The following is a 20,809-nucleotide window of genomic DNA, read 5'->3' as shown; positions in this document are numbered from 1 at the left end:
AGCACACTACGGCGAGGTCGCTACGCGGCGACGCTGCGCAGCGCGCCGCCGAAGCAGCAACAGCCCGAGCAGCCCCAACAACCCCGTCGGGCCGGACCCACCGCCGCGACCGCTCGCGCAGCTGCAGCCGCCGTCGTCGCTCGCCTCACCGGTGTCGCTCGCCCCGCCCGTCGCCCCGCCCGTCGCGCCACCCGTCGCCCCACCGTCGCTGGTCGGCAGCGCATCCGTGCCGCCGGCCTCGTCGCCCGCGCTCGTCAGCTCGCCGCCCGTCGCCCCGCCCGTCTCGCCGCCGCCCGTCGCCGACCCGTCGCTCGCCTCGCCGCCGCCGCTCGACTCGCCGCCGGTGGTCCCCATCGGCTCCTCGCCAAATTCATAGGCCCCGACGTCCGGCGCCCCGACCACCGGCCGCGCCTCGATCATCACCGGGTGCACATACTGTGACAGCGCCGCCGTCTGCACGTCCGTCGCCACGCCCATGTCGATCCCAGGCGCGTCCGCCAGCAGCCGGTAGTCGTAGCCCGCGCGGTCGACCAGCCCCGCCATGTCGGGCAACAGCAGGTTGCCCGCGTCGGTCAGCATCGGCATCCCGCCGGCCTGGATCGCCGTGCCCATGCCGACGAACAGGTTGTTGACCACCACCATCTCGTCGACCACCGGCGCGTCGACGAACACCACGTTGGGCGAGCCGTCGTTGACGAAGGTGTTGTGGCTGACATAAAGCCGCAGCTCCGGGTTGGTCTGGCCCTCGCCCTTGTACAGGATCACCCGGTTCTTGTTCTCGGCCATTGGCCCCTTCTGGATCAGGTTGCCGATCACGTACGACAGCCCGCCCTGCGGCAGGTCGATCAGCGCCGACCCGGTGCCGTCGGCCTCCTCCATCAGCCGGTTGTATTCGATGTGATTCTCGAGCGCCCGCGACTTGAGCGCGTGCCCCGACTTCACGTGATGCGAGTAGTTGCCGCGGAACACGAACTTCGGCGCGGTCCCGACGTAGATGTTGTGCTCGTAGCCCGCCTGCCCGTTGTACGCGAACTCCGAGCCCTCCACCGTCATCAGCCCGTCGCCCGCGAGGATGCCGTTCTGGTTGTCGTGGAAGTAGCAGCCCTTGACCCGCAGGTCGGTCCCCTGCGCCCGCACGCCGGCCCCGTTGTTGCCGTCGCCCTCGCTGATCTGCGCGCCCGAGAACTCGAGGTTCTCGAGCGTCACCGGCCCGACCCCCTGCTCGACCACGAAGATCCCCTTCTTGTTCGGCGGCGGCACCGTGGCCTTCAGGTGCGGCCGGCCCCCGACCCCGCGGATCGTCAGGTCGCTCACCTTGATCGACGAGATGTCGTCGACGTACTCGCCCGCGTCGACCTCGATCGTGTCGCCCGCCTGCGCCGCCGCGACCGCGTCGCTGACCTTCTGATAGGTCTTGCCCGGCCCCACCGTCAGCGTCCCCGCCGACGCGATCGCCGGCACCCACGCCACCATCGCCGAGAGCCCCAGCACCCGCCCCAAGCTCGCCCCAAGCGGAAATTCCATGCCTCCCGTCTGCCCGCAATCACGGCCCGCGTCAATGTCGACGCCAGGCCTCACCTACAGTGGGTAGTGGGTGCCGTGGGTGCCGTGGGTGCCGTGGGTGCAGCGGGTGTAGTGGGTGTAGTGGGTGCAGTGGGTGCAGTGGGCGCGATCACGCGATCGCAGCCCGCGGATCCCACAGGCTCTCCGCCACCAGGTGCACCACCCCGTGCGCCGACTGGATCTTGCCGCTCACCCCCAGCACCGCCGCCGTCCGCAGCAGCAGCTCGTGCCGCTCCCGCACCGCCGCCCACACGATCACGTTGAACATCCCGGCCTCGTCCTCGAGCGTCAAGAACGTCACCCCGTGGGCCGTCTGCGGCCGCTGCTTGCAGGTCACCGCGCCCACCGCCTCCGCCGGCGTCCCGTCCTGCAAGCGCCGCAGCCCCGCCGTGTCGCGCAGCCCCACCGCCTGCAACGCCGGGCGCCACGCCGCCAGCGGGTGACCGCGCACGCTGTGCTGCGTCCTGCGGTAGTCCCACGCCACCGCCTCGCCGTCCGACAGCGGCGTGAACAACGGCTGCTGCGCCCCCGCCACCATCGCCGTCGGCAGCGCCAGCGGGCTGTCCTTCAGGACAGCCAGCCCGCGCACGGCCCACAGCGCCGCCCGCCGATCGAGCCCGAAGCCCGCCAGCGCCCCCGCCTCGGCCAGCGCCTGCAGGGCCGGCCGCCCCAGCCGGGTCCGCCGCACCAACTCCTCGAGGCTGGCGTAAGGGCCAGGTTCGGCTGCGAACGCGGCCTGCTCCGCCGCCCCCAGCCCCTTGATCATCCGCAGCCCCATCCGCAGCGCCGGCTGCCCCGGCCGCGCCCCCGCCTCGAGGGTGCAGTCCCACGCGCTGCGCTGCACGTCGATCGGCCGCAGCTCCACCCCGCGCCGCTGCGCCTCGCTCACGATCGTCGACGGGTGATAGAAGCCCATCGGCTGCGCGTTCAGCAGCGCCGCCGTGAACGCCGCCGGATAGTGACAGCGCAGCCACGCCGTCACGTAGGCGATCAGCGCGAACGAGGCCGCGTGGCTCTCCGGGAACCCGTACTCGCCGAAGCCGCGGATCTGCGCGAACACCCGCTCCGCAAATTCTCGCTCGATCCCCTTCGCCACCATCCGCTCGACGATGCGGTCGTGGTGCGCCTCGATCTTCCCCTCGACCTTCCACGCCCCCATGTCGCGGCGCAGCTGGTCCGCCTCGCCCGGCGTGTAGTCGGCCGCCAGCATCGCCAGGCGCATCACCTGCTCCTGAAACAGCGGCACCCCCAGGGTCTTGCCGAGCACCCGCGCGAGGCTCGGATGCGGCATCACCACCGGCTCCTCGCCGTTTCGCCGCCGCAGGTACGGGTGCACCATGTCGCCCTGGATCGGCCCCGGCCGCACGATCGCCACCTGGATCACCAGGTCATAAAAGGTCCGCGGACGGATCCTCGGCAGCATCGCCATCTGGGCCCGGCTCTCGACCTGAAACACCCCCAGCGTGTCACCCCGACTCAGCATCGCGTAGGTCGCGGGATCCTCCGCCGGGATCGTCGCCATCGTCAGGTCGACCCCGTGGTGCTCGCGCAGCAGCCCCAGACACCCGCGCACGTGGCTGAGCGCCCCGAGCCCGAGCAGGTCGACCTTGAACAGCCCGAGATCCTCGACATCATGCTTGTCCCACTGCACGATCGTCCGCCCCGCCATCGCCGCCGGCTCGAGCGGCACCAGCGAGTCGAGCGGCTCGTGCCCCAGCAAGAAGCCCCCCGGGTGGGTCGCCAGGTGCCGCGGAAAATTCTCCAATTCACCCGCCAGACGCAGCCAGTGGCCAAACAGCGGCGTGCTCGCGTCGACCCCCGCGGCCGTCACCATCGCCGCGTCGATCGCCCCGCCGTACGAGCTCTGCAGCTTCGCCACGCGATCGATCGTCGGCTGCGGCAGCCCCAGCGCCTTGCCCACGTCGCGCAGCGCCGAGCGCGGGCGGTAGCGCGTCAGCATCGCCACCATCGCCGCCCGCCGCCGACCGTAGCGCTGATACACGAACTGGATCACCTCCTCGCGCCGCTCGTGCTCGATGTCGAGGTCGATGTCCGGCGGCTCCGCCCGCTCGCGGCTGATGAAGCGCTCGAACAGCAGGTCCATCCGCACCGGATCGATCGCCGTGATCCCGAGGCAGTAGCAGACCGCCGAATTGGCCGCGCTGCCGCGCCCCTGGCACAAGATCCCGGCCCGCCGGCAAAACTGCACGATCTCCCACATCGTCAGGAAGTAGCCGCCGTAGTCGAGCTCCGCGATGAGCTTCAGCTCGCGCTCGAGCTGGGCCCGCACGTGCAGCGGCACCGCCCCGTCGTAGCGCCACCTCGCCCCCTCGAGCGTCAACTGGCGCAGCCACTCCGGCTCGCTCGACCCCTCCGGCACCGACTCCGCCGGGTAGCGGTAGCGCAGCTGCGTCAGCGAGAAGCTGCAGCGCTCCGCCACCTCCAGCGTCCGCGCCAGCGCCTCCGGATCGTCGTGATACAGCGCCTGCATCGCCGCCGGCGACCGCAGCTCGTGCTCCGCGTTGCCGCGGATCGCCGTGCCCGCCGTCCCCAGCGTCAGCCCCAGCCGCACGCAGGTGACGACGTCCTGCAAGGGCCGCCGCGCCGCGTCGTGGTACAGCACCTCGCTGCCCGCCACCACCGGCACCCCCAGGCGCGCCGCCGTCGCCCGCAGCCGCGCCTCCGCCGGCAGCTCCGCCGCACTCCGGTGCCGGGTCACCAGCGCGTAGAGCCGGCCCGCGAACGGCTCGCGCAGCGCCGCCAGCATGTCCGGATCGACCACCAGCGCGATGACCCCCGGCCCCGCCGCCGCCAGCTCCCCGAGCCGCACCCGGGCATGTCCTTTGGGACAGGCCAACCGCCCGCGCGAGAGCAGCCCGCACAGCGCCCCCCACCCGCTCCGGTCGCTCGCCAGCGCGATCACCGGGCGCCCCGCCGGCAGCGCCCCGCCGCGCGGACCACCTGTCCCCACGGACAGGTCCCCGAGCGGCGCCCCGCCCCGCAGGTTCCACGCGCTCGCCTTCGACCTGGTCTTTCGGACAGCCGACTTCACCCCGCCGATCTCGCCGAGCCCGAGCAATTCATCCGGCTCGCCGACGCTGATCTGGGCCCCGTGGATCAGCGGCAGCCCGCAGCCCAGCGCCTGCACGTGCGCGCGCACGCTGCCCGACACGCTGTCGCGGTCCGTCAGCGCCAGCGCCCGCAGCCCCAGCGCCTGCGCCCGATCGACCAGCTCCTCCGGGTGCGACGCCCCCTCAAGGAACGAGAAGTTGCTCTTCACCCACAGCGGCGCGTAGCTCACCTGTCCCATGGGCCAGCCCCTCCCGCCGCGCGCTTCACCTGTCCCATGGGCCAGCCTCTCCCGCCGCGCGCTTCACCTGTCCCATGGGTCAGTCCAGCAGCCCGTGCAGGAACCAGCGCGCGCGCGCCCGGTCGTGGTAGACCCACGCGATGTCGCCGGCCGAGGTCTCCGCGTAGTAGTAGTCGCGCTCCACCGTGCGCGCCCACCAGCCGCCGCTGACCCGGTGCGGCCCGTCCATCCGGATCACCGCCCCGCGCACCAGCCCCGTGCGCGCCAGCCAGTCCCCGTCGTCACGCCCGGTCCACGCCGTCAGCGGCCGCGGCCGCGGCAGCATGCGCCGACACAGCGGCGGCGCCGCGAGGGCCTCGTGGTGGTTGGCCGGCAGCTCCTGTACTTTGGGACAGCTGATCTCCGCGATCGGCTCCCAGCGAAAGCCCGCCTCCGGCAGGTGCGCCGGCCGCAGCCGCGCCCGCGTCACCGCCTGCTCGCCGAAGGCCGCGCGCACGCGGGCCAGCGCCCGCCCGGCCGCCTGCAGGTCGCGCCGCGCCCCGCCGAGCAGCGCCCCCTGCTCCGCCCGCACCCGCGCCCCGATCGCCGTCAGGCGCACCCGCAGCACCGGCGCCGCCAGCTCGGTCCCCGCCAGGCGCAGGTGCAGCAGCTCCGTCAGCCCGCGCGACTCACTCGGCCCCGCCGGCGCCGCCGGCTCGATGCGCGTGCGCACCGTCGGCGCGTGGTCCAGCTCCATCTCGACATCGAGGGCCACCAGCGCCTCCCCCTCCGCCGCCAGCCGCTGCAAGAGCCGATCGATCTTCGGCCGCATCGCGAACAGCAGCCGCTCGCAGTGATCGTCGGGCGGCTCCTGCTCGAAGCCCTCGGTCACCGGCTCGCGCGGCAGCGTCGGCCGCAGCGGCGGCGCGGCCTCGAGGTAACGCGCCTGCACCAGCGCCGCCGCCAGCCCGAAGCGGGCCCGCAGCTCGGCCGCCGGCAGCCCCAAAAAACCCGCGAGGTGGTGGATCCCCAGCTGCGCCAAACTGTCCAAAAGGCCAGGTGGAAGATCGACCCGCGCCAGCGGCACCTGCCCGAGCAGGCTCGCCTCCGCCTCGGGGCTGGCGAGCACCCGCGCCCCGCGGACCATCCGCGCCAGCGCGTGCGCGCGGTGGCGATGAAAGCCGATCACCAGCCCCGCCGTGAACCCGGCCGCCTGCAGCTCCGCCAGCAGCCCCTCGGACCAGCGCCCGAGATCGCCGAACAGCCGCTCCAGCCCCGACGGATCGATCCAGAACACCCCCGGCGATCCACCAGGCTCAACCCGCGGCGCCCGCCGCAGCAGCAGCGCCAGCAGCTCCTCGCCCGCCGCCTGCAGCGCCTCCGCCGGCACCACCTCCGCCTGCAGGCCCGGCGCCACCGCCAGCGCCGCCCCGTGCCGCATCCCCGGCGTCACCCCGCAGCGCCGCGCCGCCGTGTTGCAGTGCAACACCTCGCCCTGCAGATCACCCCGCGCCAGCACGGCCACCGGCCCCGCACGCCACGCCGGCCGCGCCCGCAGCAACCACTGCAGCGGCAACGCCGGCAAGTCAACGCAGGCGACCCGCTCCACCATCTACGCCAGCCCCCACGGCCCGCGCCGCCGCACGGCCCGCGCCGCAGCGCCGACATGGCCAGCAGCGGCGCCCCCTTGTGCTTCACCACCTCGGGCCGGATCGCGAACACCCCCGGCGCCCGCCGCACGCGCCGCGGCTCGACCCGCAGCCCGACCATCGGCCCCAGCGAGCTGCGCCCGCTCGCCGCCCGCGTCAGCAGCACGACCCGGCTCGCGTGCATGCGCGCCAGCGCGGCCAGCCGCGCCTGCCACACCTCCCCGCGCAGCCGCGGCGGCCTCGCTGGCTTTTCGGACATGTCCTTTGCGACCTGACCCTCCAGACACATCGGCGGCGCACTGAGATCCACCACGCACAGCCCGAAGGCCCCCGAGCGCAGCAGCAGCTCGGCCGCCCGCGCCAGCCCGACCTCGCCGCGCTCCTCCGGCACCTGCACCACCGCCAGCGCGTCCAGGTCGACCCCCGACTCCGCCAGGTCCGGCGGATACAAGGGCCCGCCCGCGAGCTGCACCCACACCGTCGTCTCGCCCTCCTGCTGCGCCTGCCGGACCAGCGCCGCCGCCGTGCTGTGCCGGGCCGCCGCCCCGACACCCGACAGCTCGAGCACCCGTCCCGGCGTCGCAAGCTGTCCAAGAGGCACCCCAGACCCCTCCAGCGCCTCCTCGAAGCGCTCCCCACCCAGCTCAAGCGCCAGCGTTTTCATGGGTCCAGGGTACTGAACAACAGCGCAGCAACCAAGTATTGTGTAATCTAAAACACGCTTATGACCGTATCAGAACCGCGCTTTGCTTAGTTTCGCGCCCGCCAGACCCAGCCTGCCTGCATGGTACAACCCGGCCTCCATGGCCGAGGACCATTCGACCAGCCACATCATCCAGTCGCTGATGGTCAACCTCATCATCGCCGCCGCCAAGGGCGTCGCGGCGCTGCTGTCCGGCTCCGGCTCGATGCTCGCCGAGACGCTGCACTCCTTCGCCGACTGCGGCAACCAGCTGCTCCTCCTCCTCGGCGTCAAGAAGTCGCGTCACGCCCCGACCGCCGCGCACCCGCTGGGCTACGGGCGGGCGCTGTACTTCTGGTCCTTCATGGTCGCCCTGCTGCTGTTCACCGGCGGCGGCGTGTTCTCGATCTACGAGTCGATCCACAAGCTCGGCCACCCCGAGCCGGTCGGCGACATGCGCCTCGCCCTGGCGATCCTCGGCTTCTCGCTCGTGCTCGAGGGCTGGGCCACCCTCAAGAACGTCCAGGAGCTCAACAAGCGGCGCAAGGGTCGGCCCTTCTTCCGCTTCCTCAGCGACAGCAAGGACTCCGACCTGGTCGTCGTGTTCGGAGAGAACGCCGCCGCCGTGCTCGGCCTCGGCATCGCCCTCCTCGCCATCACCCTCGCCGCCCTCACCGGCGACGGCTCCTGGGACGCGATCGGCAGCCTCTTCATCGGCGTGGTCCTGATCGGCGTCGCCATCTTCCTCGCCATCGAGGTCAAGTCGCTGATCATCGGCGAGGCCGCCGACCCCGAGATCGCCGCGGCCGTCACGACCACCGCCGCCGAGGATCCCCGGCTCACCCGCGTCCTCCACATGATCACGATCCAGCAGGGCCCCGCCGAGGTCCTGCTCATCATGAAGGCCAGCTTCGCCCCCGGCCTCAGCGTCGAGGACGTCGCCCGCGCCATCAACGACTTCGAGGACCGCCTGCGCGGCCGCTGCCCCGAGGTCCGCTGGAGCTTCATCGAGCCCGACGTCCCGCGCAGCTGATCACCACACGGCCTGAAAGTTGCGACTCGCTCGCCGCGGGCCATACCCTCCCGCGTGGACTTCGCCCTGCCCGCTCGCCCCGTGCGCATGTCGCTGCTGTCCGGGCGCGGCCACTACGATCAGGTCATCCGCGCCGTCCGCGGCGCCCGCACCAGCGTGTGGATCGCCACCGCCAACCTCAAGGAGCTGCTGGTCGAGGACACCCGCGCGACCGCCCGCGCCCGCGCCCGCTTCCACTCCGTGCTCGCCGTCCTCGACGGCCTCGCCAGCCAGGGCGTCGAGCTACGCATCCTCCACGCCAGCGCCCCCTCCGGCCCCTTCCGCAGCAGCTTCGACCGCCGCCCCCGCCTCGTCGCCGGCGGCCTCGAGCTGCGCCAGTGCCCGCGCGTCCACCTCAAGACCGTGCTCGTCGACGGCCGCCTCTGCTACCTCGGCAGCGCCAACTGGACCGGCGCCGGCCTCGGCGCCAAGGGCGAGGACCGCCGCAACTTCGAGCTCGGCCTGCTCACCGACGACGAGGACATCATCGACCAGGTCCAGGCCCTCTACGAGCACATCTGGACCGGCGCCGCCTGCCGCCGCTGCAAGCTGCGCGACTCCGGCTGCGAGGCCCCGATCGACGTCGTCCTCGGCACGTCCGGCCCCGCCCGCAAGGCACCTGTCCTGAAGAACATCCGCACATCGCGTGCACCTGTCCCGAAGGCCAGCCCCAAGCCAAAGGCACCTGTCCCAAAGGACACCCGCGCCTCGAATGCACCTGTCCCGAAGGCCAGCCTCCCCCGCCGCCGGGCGTGACAGCCGTGTCATGCCGCAAGGGCCGTGCACGGCCCTCAGCTCCGAGATCATTGACGGTTCTGTTCTTGCAGAGCGAGCCGCCACGGACCTCGCAAGGCCGTCCTCACTTACCATGCGCACCCAGACCCGCCCCCTCGTCCTCCTCGTCTCCCCCGTCCTGCTCGCCCTCGCCGCCGGCTGCAGCAGCGTCAGCGACGCTGGCCTCTACGAGAGCGCCGGCGACAGCGTGAGCGCCGGCGACAGCAGCCCGCAGGGCACCGGCGCGGGCGACAGCGCCAACGAGGGCGGCGACCCCAACGACGCGGAGGGCGGCGCCGAGAGCACGGGCGACGCCAGCACCGGCGAGCCCGCGGCCTGCGACGCCGAGACCCCCGTCGTCCTCTACCTCTCCCCCGACGACTCCAACTCCACCTCCTCGCCGGTCCAGGTGCGCGAGGCCGTGCTGCACGGCGGCGGCCTCTACAACGCCCCGATCCGCACCTGGGAGTTCCTCAACTACTACGGCTTCGACTACCCGCACGCCAAGCCCGGCGAGGTCGTCGTCACCCCGCAGCTCGCCCGCGTCGGCGACAGCCAGGACACCTTCACCCTCCAGATCGGCGTCAGCAGCGAGGAGATCGCCAACGCCGATCGCCCGCTCATGAACATCACCCTCGTCCTCGACGAGTCGGGCTCGATGGAGGGCCAGGCGATGGCGATGCAGAAGGCCGCGTGCCGGGCGATCGCCGGCAGCCTGCGCAAGGGCGACGTCGTCTCGATGGTCGGCTGGGACACCGAGAACGCGGTCAAGATGGAGGCCCACGTCATCACCGCCGCCGACGACCCCACCCTCCTCGACCAGATCGACGCGCTCGCCGCGGGCGGCGGCACCGACCTCAACGGTGGCCTCAACGCCGGCTACGAGCTCGCCCACAAGCAGTACGACCAGACCCGCATCAACCGCGTCGTCCTCATCAGCGACGGCGGCGCCAACGCGGGCGTCACCGATATCGACACCATCTCCGGCGGCGCCGGCGATCAGGACAAAGATGGCATCTACCTCGTCGGCGTCGGCGTCGGCGAGGCCGGCTCCTACAACGACACCCTGATGGACAGCGTCACCGACGCCGGCCGCGGCGCCTCGCTCTTCATCCCCAGCGAGGCCGAGGCCGAGAAGATGTTCGGCGAGCGCTTCGTCAGCACCATGCACGTCGCCGCCCGCGACGTGCAGGTCCAGCTCGACATGCCCCCCGGCTTCAAGATCGTGAAGTTCAGCGGCGAGGAGTACAGCACCGACCCGGCCGAGGTCGAGCCGCAGCACCTCGCGCCCAACGACGCGATGGTCTTCCACCAGACCATCGCCACCTGCGCCCCCGCGCAGATCGCCGAGGCCTCCGAGATCAAGGTCACCGCCCGCTACCTCGACGCCCGCAGCTTCAAGGCCAAGGAGGTCGCCAGCAGCCTCTTCATCGCCGCCGCCGTGGCCAAGCCGGGGCCCCAGCTCGAGAAGGGCGCCGCGATCTTCCAGTACGCCGAGTCGCTCAAGATCGTGCGCGACAACGCCGGCAGCGCCGACGCCGACGCCGCCCGCAAGCTCGCCCTCGCCAGCCTCACCGCCGCCGAGGCCAGCAACCCCGGCGACAAGGACCTCGCCGAGATCCGCAGCGTGCTCGAGAGCCTCTGAGCACCCACGGCCCAGCGGGCGTGCTCGAGAGCCTCCGAGCACGCGCGGCCAGGCGAGCTCGCAAGCCTCCGAGCACCCGCCCCGCGGCTCAGCGGGTCAGCCCGAGCCGCCGCCGCAGGCGCCCCGACAGCTCGCGTCGCACCCGCCCGGCCAGCCCCAGCTTGGGCCCCACGTCAGACCCCGGCCTCGTCTCCTCGACCAGGCTGGCCGTTGCGACCTGTCCCTCACGACCTGTCCAGCGGGCCAGGCTCGCCTGAAACGGCATGGTCATCAGCGCCCGGAGCAGGTCGACCGCGAGCGCGGCCGGGCTGCCGCCGCGGGCCTCCACGGCCACGCGCTCGGCCGCCCCGTCCGCGGCCGTCGCCTGCTCGAGCGCCCCGCGAGCCACCGTCCTGCTCCCGTCGGATCGGATCTCGATCACCAGGCGAGCGACCACCGGCAGCTCCGCCTCACCACGCTCGGGGATCTCGTCGCTCGCCATCGACCGCCAGCCTACCACGGACCCGCCCACCGCCGACCTGTCTCATCGGTCAGGTGCCGACCGTCGCCTGCAGCCCGTGCGACAGCTCGAGCACGCGGTGGTAGAAAGCCCCCGGAGCCCCGCATGCATCGTCCCCTCGTGCCCCTCGTGATCCTCAGCCTCGCCCTCGCCCTCGCCTGTGACAGCGGCCCCAAGCCGCCCGAGGCCGCGAAGGCCGCCCCCGCGAGCGCCCCGGCCACACCGGCCACCACGCCCGCCGCCACACCCGTTGCCCCCATCGCCAACCCGCTCGCCGAGCCCGGCGCGGTCGCGGCGATCGGCCAGCCCGCGCCCGACTTCACCCTCGAGGCCGCCGACGGCAGCAAGGTGAAGCTCTCCGACTTCAAGGGCAAGCGCGTCGTCCTCGAGTGGTTCAACCCCGAGTGCCCCTTCGTCAAGCAGGCCCACGGCGACGGCGCCCTGAAGGACCTCGCGGCCCGCACCACCGCCACCGGCGTCGTCTGGCTGGCGATCAACAGCGGCGCGCCCGGCAAGCAGGGCCACGGCGCCGAGGTCAACAAGCAGGCCGCCGCCACGTGGAAGCTCGGCCACCCGATCCTGCTCGACGCGGGCGGCTACGTCGGCAAGGCCTACGACGCCACCAACACCCCGCACGTCTTCGTCGTCGACGAGAAGGGCGTGCTCGTCTACCGCGGCGCCCTCGACAACGCGCCGATGGGCGAGCCCGACGGCGGCACACGGATCGCCTACCTCGAGGACACGCTCGCGGCCCTCACCGCCGGCAAGCCGGTCGCCACCCCCGAGACCAAGGCCTGGGGGTGCAGCGTCAAGTACGACAAGCCCGCCGCCCACTGAGTGCGCACGCGTGACGTTACGCAGGCCCGCACGCCGGGCGAAACGGCCGAGCTTGACTATCTTGGGCTTGGCTTGGGGCCCCGCCCCTCAGGAGGCCGCCCACGATGCGCAGCGATCCAGTCATCGTCATCGGTTCCGGCCTCGGCGGCCTCGCAGCGGCGATCCGCCTGCGGGCCCGCGGCCACCAGGTGCTCGTGCTCGAGGGCATGGACCAGCCCGGCGGGCGCGCGGCGGTGTTCAAGCAGGACGGCTTCTCCTTCGACGCCGGCCCCACCGTCGTCACCGCCAGCTACCTGTTCGACGAGCTGTTCGCGCTGGTCGGCCGCGACCGCCGCGACTACGTCGAGTTCATCCCGGTCGACCCCTTCTACCGCGTGGTCTTCCCCGACGGCGAGCGCTTCGACTACGTCGGCGACGAGGACCGCCTGCTCGCCCAGATCGCCGCCTTCAACCCGCGCGACGTCGACGGCTACCGCAAGCTCGCCGACCACGCCCGCCGCATCTTCGACGTCGGCTACACCCAGCTGGTCGACAAGCCCTTCGACCGCTTCACCGACATGCTGAAGATCGTCCCCGATCTGGTCCGCCTCGGCTGCTGGCGGTCGGTCTACAGCTGGGTCAGCCAGTACATCGCCGACGAGCGCCTGCGCCAGGTCTTCACCTTCCAGCCCCTGCTCATCGGCGGCAACCCCTTCCGTGCCCCGGCGATCTACGCCCTCATCCACTGGCTCGAGCGCAAGTGGGGCGTCGAGTTCGCCAAGGGCGGCACCACGGCGATCGTCGGCGCCATGGTCCGCTTGCTCGCCGAGATCGGCGTCGAGGTCCGCTGCAACAGCCCGGTCACCGAGATCGAGGTCGAGGCCGGCCGCGCCGTCGCCGTGCGCACCGGCGACGGCGCCCGCATCGCCTGCAGCGCCGTCGTCAGCAACGCCGACCCCGCCTTCGTCTACACCCGCCTGGTCGCCGCGAGGCACCGCCGCTGGAACCGCGACTTCGTCGTCGAGCAGCGCAAGCTGTCGATGGGCCTGTTCGTCGGCTACTTCGGCGCCCGCGGCACCTGGCCGCAGCTGGCCCACCACACGATCATCCTCGGCCGTCGCTACCGCGAGCTGCTCGAGGACATCTTCGAGCGCAAGATCCTCGCCGACGACTTCTCGCTGTACCTGCACGCGCCCACCCGCAGCGACCCCAGCCTCGCCCCGCCCGGTCACGAGAACTTCTACGTGCTCTCCCCGGTGCCCAACACCCTCGGCAAGATCGACTGGGAGGCGATCGGTGAGCGCTACTTCGCCACGATCCTCGACTTCCTCGACGCCGAGCACGTACCTGGCCTCAAGGACAGCATCGTCACCCGCAGGCACATCACCCCGCAGTACTTCGAGACCACCCTGCGATCGCACCGCGGCGCCGCCTTCGGCCCCGAGCCGCTGCTCCACCAGTCGGCCTTCTTCCGCTACCACAACCGCTCCGAGGACGTCGCCGGCCTCTACTTCGTCGGCGCCGGCACTCACCCCGGCGCCGGCATGCCGGGCGTGCTCTCGTCGGCCAAGGTGCTCGAGCGCGTGATGCCGGGGCCACAACAACGCGTGCCCGTGCCGGGCCCCACGCGCGTCACCCGGGCCGCCTCCTGATGGTCGACCGGGCCCGCGTCGTCGCCGAGAGCCGGGCCGTGCTGGCCCGGCACGCCCGCAGCTTCAACCTTGCCGGTCGCTTCCTCGGACGCGAGCAGCTCGACGAGGCCGCCGTGCTCTACGCCTTCTGCCGCCTGGTCGACGACCTCGTCGACGAGGCCACGGACCTCGAGTCTGGCACTCGCGCGCTCGCCGAGGTCGAGGCCGAGCTGCGCGGCGAGGCCCCGCCGCGCCCGCTGATCGAGGTGTTCGCGGCCCAGCTGCACGACCACGACGTCGAGCGGGCCGCCGCGCTCGAGCTCATCGCCGGCGTCCGCTCCGACGCCGGCCCGGTCGCCATCGCCGACGACGCCGAGCTGCTGCGCTACTGCTACCGCGTCGCCGGCACCGTCGGCCTGATGATGTGCGGCGTGCTCGGCGTGCGCGCCCCCAGGGCCCGGGCCTTCGCGCTCGACCTCGGCATCGCCATGCAGCTCACCAACGTCTGCCGCGACGTCGCCGAGGACGCCGACCGCGGCCGCGTGTACCTGCCCAGGGCCCGCCTCGCGCAGCTCGGCAGCGACAGCGAGGCCCTGCTGCAGCGCCGGACCCCGCGCGCCGCGATCGCCACGATCGTGCTCGACCTGCTCGAGCTCGCCGACCGCCACTACGCCAGCGCCGACGCCGGCATGCGCTTCATCCCCTGGCCCTCGCGCCTCGCCATCCTGGTCGCCAGCCGGGTCTACCGCGCGATCGGCCTGGTCCTGCGCGCCCGCGACGGCGACGCCCTGGCCGGCCGCGCAGTCGCCCCGCCCTGGCTCAAGCTGGCGTGCAGCAGCGCCGCCCTGCTGCGCTTCGGCCTCACCCTGCTCCCGGCTCCCGCGCCGCGCCACGACCCCGCGCTGCACCGCCACATCGCCGACCTCCCCGGCGCCGACGACGGCACCCCACGGCCCCGCAAGTCCCGCTTCGCCGGCTTCCCGCGCCTGATCTCGAGCCGCCCCGGCGGGGGCTGATCCTGTCCCTCAGGCCAGATCACCGAGCTATCCCGCAGGACAGATCATCGAGCTGTCCTTCAGGCCAGATCATCGAGCTGTCCTTCAGGCCAGATCACTGAGCTGTCTCACTTCACGCCGACGTTCTTGCGCTGGAGCACGATCGCCTCCTCGTCGCCGACCGCCTCCGCCTCCGTCAGCAACCACCGGAACAGCGGCCCCGAGATGCCGTACTCCTTGCGGTCGTTCCACAGCCACACCGCGTAGTTGCAGACGTGCAGGTGGATGTCCGGGAACATCAGGCGCCGCAGCTCGAGCCCGCCGAGCAGCACGGCCCGCTCGTACGCGCGGCGCAGGCTGTTCCACTCGCGCAGCTCCTCGACCGCCGGCAGCTTGCGCTTCTGCTGGGTGCGCAGGCGCAGCGCCTGGTTCTGCTTCTCGACCTCGGTGAGCAGCTCGGCGCGCAGCAGCAGACCCGCCTCGGCCCCCACGCCACCCGCCTCCGTCAGCGCGCTCAGGGGGATCTGCGCCCGCGAGGCCAGCTGCGCCAGATCGTCGGCGACGCTGCGGCGGATCTGGGCCAGCGCCGCCTCGGCCTTCGTCACGGTTGTCAGCACCTGCACCCTCGCCGCGAGCCGGGCCAGCGCCGGGCCGGCGAAGGCCGCGTCCCAGGCCTTGCACAGCCCAGCCAGGTGGGTCGGACTCAGGTTGCGCCAGGCCGCCTCCGCAGCGGTCCACAGCGCGTGTAGGGCCTGCGCGTAGGCCACCGGATCGCCCGCGAATTCCGCGGGGTCGAGCGGCGGCGGAGCGGGCTCGGGCGGCTTGGGCGTCGGCTTGCGCGAGTGCATCACCCGCGGGGTCGCCAGCGCTTGCAGCAGCAAGGGCCGCGTGCGTCCACGGTCGGGCGTCCGCCACCACAACCAGCGCAGCCCCGCGTCGGTCGCCGACGGCTCGTCGATCAAGGGCTGGCGACGCACCCGCGCCGCCGCGAACGCGAGGAAGCGCGTCTGCGCCGAGGCCACGTCGCGGCGCACGCCCAGGCGCATCACCGTCCCCCAGTCGCCGCGCTCCGCCGCGTCGGCCACCAACCACTCGTTGGCCACCACGCGCGCCGCCGCGGGCGCCCGCTCGGCGTCGAAGCCCGCCGCGTTGTGCATGAGGTCGCGGGCCGCGTCGCGCTGGCCCCGACTCGCGGCGATCAGCCCCGCCGCGACCACACCCGCGGCCCCGAGCGCGCCCGGCTTGCCCAGCTGTCCTTCGAGCCAGGTCGCCAGGCGCTCGTCGTGGGCCCCGCGGGCCGCGAGCGCGAGCGCCCCGGCGAGCGCCGACCCGCCGCGGAGGTCGTGCTCGAAGCCGCCGCGGCACAGGCGAGCCAGCGTCGCCGCCGTGCGCACCAACCCTCGCGGCGCGACGATCCGACGGATCACCAGCCACAGCAGCGGCTCGATCGCCGACCACAACAACAACAGCCACGCCGCCAGCGCGAGCACCAGGATCACCAGGCCGAGCAAGCTTGCGAAGCTCATGCGATCACGGTCGCTTCCAGCCGTGCGCGGCGAAGGCCCCGGCGAAGGGCTCCAGGTCATGTTCAGGCTTCGGCGGTGGTTGCGGGCGCGGCGGCTCCGGCTTCGGCGGCAGCAGGGCCCAGAACTCGTGCAACAGCCGGCGATCGGGGCTGCGCAGCTCGGCCATCGCCGCCCGCACCTTGTCGGCGCTGCGCGGCTGCGGGCCGAGCGGGGTCATGTAGCTGGCCGCCGATTTGAGCCCGAGCTCGAGCATCCCGAGCAGCTTCTGACCCTCGCGCTCGACGTCGAGGCGACCACACTCGGGCCGCAACCCGAGCACGTAGAACGGGTTGTCGGCGAGTCGCCGCTGCGGATCGGCCGGCCCCGCGCTCATGCTCAGCGGACCCCCGAGTCGTAGCCGAGGCGGCGCTGCTCCGGATCTCCGGGCGACAGCTGCCACAGCTTCTGGACCACCCGCCGCAGCGCCTCGCCGTCGCCCCTGGCCAGCGCCTCGCGGCCCTCCTTGACCAGCGTCTGCGCCTTGGCCGGGTCCGTCGTGTTGCCGATGTCGACCGCTGCGTGCTCGAAGCGCCGCTTCCACACCTCCGGGTCGCGCGAGCCGGCCGCGTACGCGAGCCGGTTGAGCAGCCGCAGCTGGCGCTGCAGCTCGAGCGGGTCGCGGCCCATCCGGGCCTTCTCCACCGCGCGGGCCGTCTCGGCGAACAGGCTCTGCTCGTGCGCCAGGCCGTGCTCGTGGATCACGATCGTCGCGTACACCACCGCCTCGCGCGCCTCCTTCTCGAGCTCGGGCCAGCGGCGATCGAGCTCCACCGACTCGAGCGTCGCGTCGAGCTCGATCAGGCTGCGACGGGCCTTCTGCGCCGCGTCGGCGTCGCCACCCTTGGCCGCGCCGACGTCGAGCGCCAGGTCGACCAGCGCCGCCTCGACCTTGCCGAGCTTGTCGATCACCCCGGCCAGACCGCGCCGGAACGCGTCCGTCCGCAGCTCCCCGAGGCGCCCGCGGATCGCCACCAGCTGGGCGTCCAGCACCTCCGGCGCGGCCTCCGGGACCAGCAAATGCGCGACGTGCTCGAACACCTGCCCCGAGCCCGGCACCAGCGCCCGCGCCGACATCCGACCGCCGCGGTCGAGCTCGATCGTCAGCTCCAGCTCGGTCCCCGAGGGCATCGTCTGGCGCAGCTCGGCGCCGCTGATCTCGAGCGCGCCGACGAGGCGGCACAGGTGCGCCGCGTCGTACTCGCCCTGCACGATCGGGATCTTGATCAGGCTCTCCTTGCTGCCCTTCGCCACCGTCTCGACCGTCTGCAGCGTGAAGGTGCGGCGGGCCGGCAGCGGCGCGCCGCGCTCGAAGTACACCCGCACGTCGTCGCCCGCGGTCGCCACCCCGATCGTCCGCGACAGCGGTGGGTCGCTGATCGTCAGCCCCTGCACGATCGTCAGGGTCGGCGGATCGATCACCACGGCCCCGCCGGTCGCGTTCTTGCCCTCGACGCGGAACACGTTGGGCCGCCGCGCCAGCAGCGACACTGCGGCGACGAAGGCCCCCTCCTCGTCGAGGCTGATCCACGGGCTGTCCCAAAGGCCATCCGCCCGCGTCAGCCGCAGCTCCGTCGCCACCGCGCTGCCCGAGGCCCCGCGGTCGACCAGACGGCCGACCACGTGCGGGGTCAGGTCCGACGACATCGCCGGATACTGCAGCCACAGCTTGCACCCACGCAGCGGCTCGAGCGCGGCCGGCCGCGCCTCGAGCCCCGCGGTCGCCGCGTAGATCGCCGCGCCCTGGGCCACCAGCGTCATCGGGTCGAGGCCCTCCGTCGGCGGCACCCCGAGCGCCGCGCTGACGTAGCGCCGCACCACCGGCATCACCGAGGGCCCGCCGACCATCACGACCCGCGTCAGGCCGCCGTCGGGCACGCCGTGGGCCGCCAGCAGGCGCCGGCACACCGCCAGCGATCGCTCGATCGCCGGGCTGCAGAGCCGCTCGAGCGTGGCCCGGTCGAGCGCGAGGTCGAGGTCGAAGCTGCGATCACCGACCTTCAGCCCCGCGATCGCCATCGAGGTCTGTTCGACCCGGCTGAGCTCGATCTTCGCCTCCTCGGCCGCCAGCTTGATCCGCCGGATCGTCGCCGCGTGGGCCGAGTCGCTGCGGCTGAGCTTCACCGCCTCGGCCCGCTCGATCTCGCCGAGCGCCCAGTCGACGATCGCCCAGTCGAAGTCGCGACCGCCGAGGAAGTTGTCGCCGTCGTGCCCGACCACCCGCAGCAGCCCGTCGCGCGTCTCGAGCAGCGACACGTCGAAGGTCCCGCCGCCGAGGTCGTAGACCAGCCAACTCCCGCTCGAGTCGACGATCGTCCAGCCCGCCGCCAGCGCCGACGCGATCGGCTCCTGCAGCAGCTCGACCCGCTCGAAGCCAGCCAGACGCGCCGCCTCGGAGGTCGCGCTCGACTGCGGCAGCTCGAACAGCGCCGGCACCGAGATCACCGCCCGCGCCGGCACGAAGCCCAGCTGGTCCTCGATGTCCTTGCGCAGCGATCGCAGCACCTCCGCCGCCAGCTCTTCGGGCCGCTTCTCCGCGCCGCTGGCCGGGAAGCGCAGCGCCTGCGCCGTGCCCATCAAGCGCTTGAACTCGCCGCGCGTGTTATCCGGGTCGCTCTCGAGGAAGCGGCGAGCACGAGCACCGACGCTGAGGTTGCCGCGCGCGTCAATGCGGACCACCGACGGCGTGATCGGCGAGCCCTGGGCGTTGCGTACGAGCGTCACCTTGTCGCCGTCGAACACCGCCGCCGTCGAGTTCGTGGTGCCGAGATCGATGCCGACGTACACGAGGTTCTGGCTGCTCATCGCCCGAGAGCATACAGGCGCCGCCCACGGCCGCCCACGCCTCAGCGACGCCGGGCGCGACGCTGCCGCAGGCGCTCGATGGAGACCCCGGCCGACGCCCCGAGACCGACCAGCGCCAGCGCCAGCGGCCAGCGCAGGGAGCCCGGCGCCTCCGGGCGCTCTGGCGCGCCGACCCGCGCAGGCGTCAACTCGACCTGCACGCGCCCCGCGCTCCACGGCCCCAGCACGCCCTCGGCGATCCGCGTGACGTCGTGGACATCGAGCGAGAGCTCGCCGGCGACCACGGCCGCGCCCGGATCGCCCGCAGCAGGCAGCCGCACCTCGACCGCCAGCGCCGTGACCTCCGCCCGCGCCCGCAGCGCGGCCGCGACGCTGCCGGCCAGCGCCAGCTCCTCGCGCGCTCGCTCGCCCGCCCGCGTCGGCACCAGCCCCGGGTCGCCATACAGCGCCCGCTTGTCCGGCCCGGCGGCGATCGGCGCCGGCGGTCGGGCCTCGCAGCCGAGCGCCAGCACCAGCACCGCCACCCCGCAGGTCCCCCGGGACATGTCCCGAAGGCCAGCCTCTGTCTCACCGCTCCCCCAGGACATGTCCCGAAGGCCAGCCGCTCGGCTCACGGCGGCCGCTCCGCGAACCACGCCGCCAGCTTGCGCAGCGCCCGACTGTGCCGCCGCGACACCGTGCTGACGTTGACCCCGATCGTCGCCGCGTAGTCGTGCATCGACTGGTCACCGAAGTAAATCGCCGCCAACATCTCACGCTCCTCGGGCTCGCAGCGCGCGAGCGCCCTCTGGACCATCGCCTGCGACTGCGCATCGGCCACGGCCTCGTCGACCGGCGCCGCGCCGTCGGCCAGCCGCTCGGGCTCCACCGCCGCGATCCGCGTCAGGACCACCGCCGCAGTGACCTCGCGGATCATCGCCGCCGCCGCCTCGACCCGCTCCGCCAGCGTCCGCGGGTCGCCTCCAAGCGGCGAAGCCTCGTGGTCACGGCGCACCGCCTCGACCGACTCCACCAGCTTGATCGCCCGGCTGAGCCGCCGGCGATCGGGCGAGGCCCGGCGGGCCGCGTCGAGCATCGCCCCGCGCACCCGCGGGTACGCGAAGCCGGTGAACGGCACGCCCTTGGCCGGGTCGTAGCGCAGCGCCGAACGCACCAGCGCCTCGTAGCCGGCGCTCTCGCACTCCTCGAAGCTGATCCCGCCGAGCAGGTGGCGGATCTGGCGGGCGATCTGCGGCACGCGATGTACGGCGCGCTCCACGAGGGCCTGCTGATCGCGGGTGAGCCGGAGCTCGGTCGACGCGGAGTCCATGCGACGGCTCTCCTGCGCCTCAGCCCGCCGCGACCGCGTCGTGGCTGTCCTGCATGTGCTTGCGCAGCGTCTGCCGCTGCTCCTCGCTGATGCCGTGGAAGCGCAGCGCCATGTCCCGCGCGCCGCCACGGACCACCACCGCTGGCAGGGGCACGCTCGCCCCGATCGCCGGGAAGCTGAGCACCACCTGCACCGCGGCGCCGGCGTCCTCCCACGCTGGTCCGGCGAGCCTGCAGCCGCCGAGGCTCAGATCCTCGAGCGGCCGCCACAACACGACCTCCGCGCCGATCACGTCCGCGTGCGCGTGCACGCGGAGCCGGGGGTGATAGCGGGCCTCGGGCATGGTCGCCGCATCATAGCGGCTCGCCCACCTGCAGCGCGACGGCGGCGCGGGCGAAGGTACGACGGCCTGGCAAGCACCGCAGCGGCTGCGTGCCATTTTGACAAGGAAGCCCGGCGATGGCAGCGAGAAATTGACGAGGAAGTGCTTGATTCCCCGCCCGAAGTGGGCGACGGAT

Annotated in this window: 17 protein-coding genes; 6 read left to right on the top strand and 11 right to left on the bottom strand. The window is 73.0% G+C overall.

The genetic code is table 11. The features are described 5' to 3' along the window. Positions 1–6: 6 nt before the first annotated feature. The 4 genes from IPJ59_RS01455 to IPJ59_RS01440 form a co-directional block, all read right to left on the bottom strand. Positions 7–1,524: a right-handed parallel beta-helix repeat-containing protein gene (locus IPJ59_RS01455; protein WP_293269458.1), complete on the bottom strand. Its 1,518-nt coding sequence runs from the start codon at positions 1,522–1,524 to the stop codon at positions 7–9. 148 nt (positions 1,525–1,672) lie between these two features. After that, positions 1,673–4,873 carry an error-prone DNA polymerase gene (locus tag IPJ59_RS01450; RefSeq protein ID WP_293269457.1) on the bottom strand — a complete coding sequence of 1,067 codons (3,201 nt, stop codon included), beginning with the start codon at positions 4,871–4,873 and terminating at the stop codon, positions 1,673–1,675. 79 nt (positions 4,874–4,952) lie between these two features. Then, positions 4,953–6,413 carry a Y-family DNA polymerase gene (locus IPJ59_RS01445; RefSeq protein ID WP_293269862.1) on the bottom strand — a complete coding sequence of 487 codons (1,461 nt, stop codon included), beginning with the start codon at positions 6,411–6,413 and terminating at the stop codon, positions 4,953–4,955. After that, positions 6,302–7,165: a P-loop NTPase family protein gene (locus IPJ59_RS01440; RefSeq protein ID WP_293269456.1), complete on the bottom strand. Its 864-nt coding sequence runs from the start codon at positions 7,163–7,165 to the stop codon at positions 6,302–6,304. The genes IPJ59_RS01445 and IPJ59_RS01440 overlap by 112 nt, the downstream gene beginning before the upstream one ends. Positions 7,166–7,304: 139 nt before the next feature. On the opposite strand from IPJ59_RS01440, the gene IPJ59_RS01435 reads away from it, so the two are divergent. The 3 genes from IPJ59_RS01435 to IPJ59_RS01425 all read left to right on the top strand — a co-directional run bounded on the left by IPJ59_RS01435 (position 7,305) and on the right by IPJ59_RS01425 (position 10,674). Then, the gene (locus IPJ59_RS01435) at positions 7,305–8,216 is read left to right on the top strand and encodes a cation diffusion facilitator family transporter (RefSeq protein ID WP_293269455.1); all 912 of its coding nucleotides are present in this window, start codon (positions 7,305–7,307) and stop codon (positions 8,214–8,216) included. A gap of 54 nt (positions 8,217–8,270) precedes the next feature. Further along, positions 8,271–9,011: a phospholipase D family protein gene (locus tag IPJ59_RS01430; RefSeq protein ID WP_293253825.1), complete on the top strand. Its 741-nt coding sequence runs from the start codon at positions 8,271–8,273 to the stop codon at positions 9,009–9,011. 112 nt (positions 9,012–9,123) lie between these two features. Then, positions 9,124–10,674 carry a vWA domain-containing protein gene (locus tag IPJ59_RS01425; protein WP_293269454.1) on the top strand — a complete coding sequence of 517 codons (1,551 nt, stop codon included), beginning with the start codon at positions 9,124–9,126 and terminating at the stop codon, positions 10,672–10,674. A gap of 88 nt (positions 10,675–10,762) precedes the next feature. Here the strand turns inward: IPJ59_RS01425 and IPJ59_RS01420 are convergent, their stop codons facing one another. Then, entirely contained in the window at positions 10,763–11,155 is a 393-nt protein-coding gene (locus tag IPJ59_RS01420; protein ID WP_293269453.1) for a hypothetical protein, read from the bottom strand. Positions 11,156–11,278: 123 nt separating this feature from the next. Here IPJ59_RS01420 and IPJ59_RS01415 point away from each other — a divergent pair, with 123 nt between their 5' ends. From IPJ59_RS01415 to IPJ59_RS01405, 3 genes are all read left to right on the top strand, one after another. After that, positions 11,279–12,010 (top strand): redoxin family protein, encoded by a 732-nt coding sequence (locus tag IPJ59_RS01415; protein ID WP_293269452.1) that lies wholly within the window; start codon positions 11,279–11,281, stop codon positions 12,008–12,010. Between the two features lie 104 nt (positions 12,011–12,114). Further along, a complete protein-coding gene (locus tag IPJ59_RS01410) occupies positions 12,115–13,641 on the top strand; it encodes a phytoene desaturase (protein WP_293269450.1) in 1,527 nt (508 codons plus the stop codon). Further along, entirely contained in the window at positions 13,641–14,636 is a 996-nt protein-coding gene (locus IPJ59_RS01405; protein ID WP_293269449.1) for a phytoene/squalene synthase family protein, read from the top strand. Before IPJ59_RS01410 ends, IPJ59_RS01405 begins: the two co-directional genes overlap by 1 nt. A gap of 107 nt (positions 14,637–14,743) precedes the next feature. Here IPJ59_RS01405 and IPJ59_RS01400 read toward each other — a convergent pair whose 3' ends face one another. From IPJ59_RS01400 to IPJ59_RS01375, 6 genes are all read right to left on the bottom strand, one after another. Further along, complete coding sequence (locus IPJ59_RS01400; protein WP_293269448.1) at positions 14,744–16,141, bottom strand: hypothetical protein; 1,398 nt, start codon at positions 16,139–16,141, stop codon at positions 14,744–14,746. A 4-nt stretch (positions 16,142–16,145) separates the two neighbouring features. Then, a complete protein-coding gene (locus IPJ59_RS01395) occupies positions 16,146–16,514 on the bottom strand; it encodes a hypothetical protein (protein ID WP_293253804.1) in 369 nt (122 codons plus the stop codon). 2 nt (positions 16,515–16,516) lie between these two features. Then, on the bottom strand, positions 16,517–18,982 hold the full coding sequence (locus IPJ59_RS01390; RefSeq protein WP_293253801.1) for an Hsp70 family protein: 2,466 nt from the start codon (positions 18,980–18,982) through the stop codon (positions 16,517–16,519). 41 nt (positions 18,983–19,023) lie between these two features. Continuing rightward, on the bottom strand, positions 19,024–19,527 hold the full coding sequence (locus tag IPJ59_RS01385; RefSeq protein WP_293269447.1) for a hypothetical protein: 504 nt from the start codon (positions 19,525–19,527) through the stop codon (positions 19,024–19,026). A gap of 65 nt (positions 19,528–19,592) precedes the next feature. Then, the gene (locus IPJ59_RS01380) at positions 19,593–20,291 is read right to left on the bottom strand and encodes a sigma-70 family RNA polymerase sigma factor (protein ID WP_293253795.1); all 699 of its coding nucleotides are present in this window, start codon (positions 20,289–20,291) and stop codon (positions 19,593–19,595) included. 19 nt (positions 20,292–20,310) lie between these two features. Further along, complete coding sequence (locus IPJ59_RS01375) at positions 20,311–20,634, bottom strand: PilZ domain-containing protein (RefSeq protein WP_293253793.1); 324 nt, start codon at positions 20,632–20,634, stop codon at positions 20,311–20,313. Positions 20,635–20,809: the final 175 nt, after the last annotated feature.

The sequence above is a fragment of the Nannocystis sp. genome (assembly GCF_016714285.1).
Classification (GTDB): domain Bacteria; phylum Myxococcota_A; class Polyangia; order Nannocystales; family Nannocystaceae; genus Nannocystis.
Note: the sequence above shows the minus strand (reverse complement) of the source record. Positions and strands in the feature narration are given on the sequence as shown.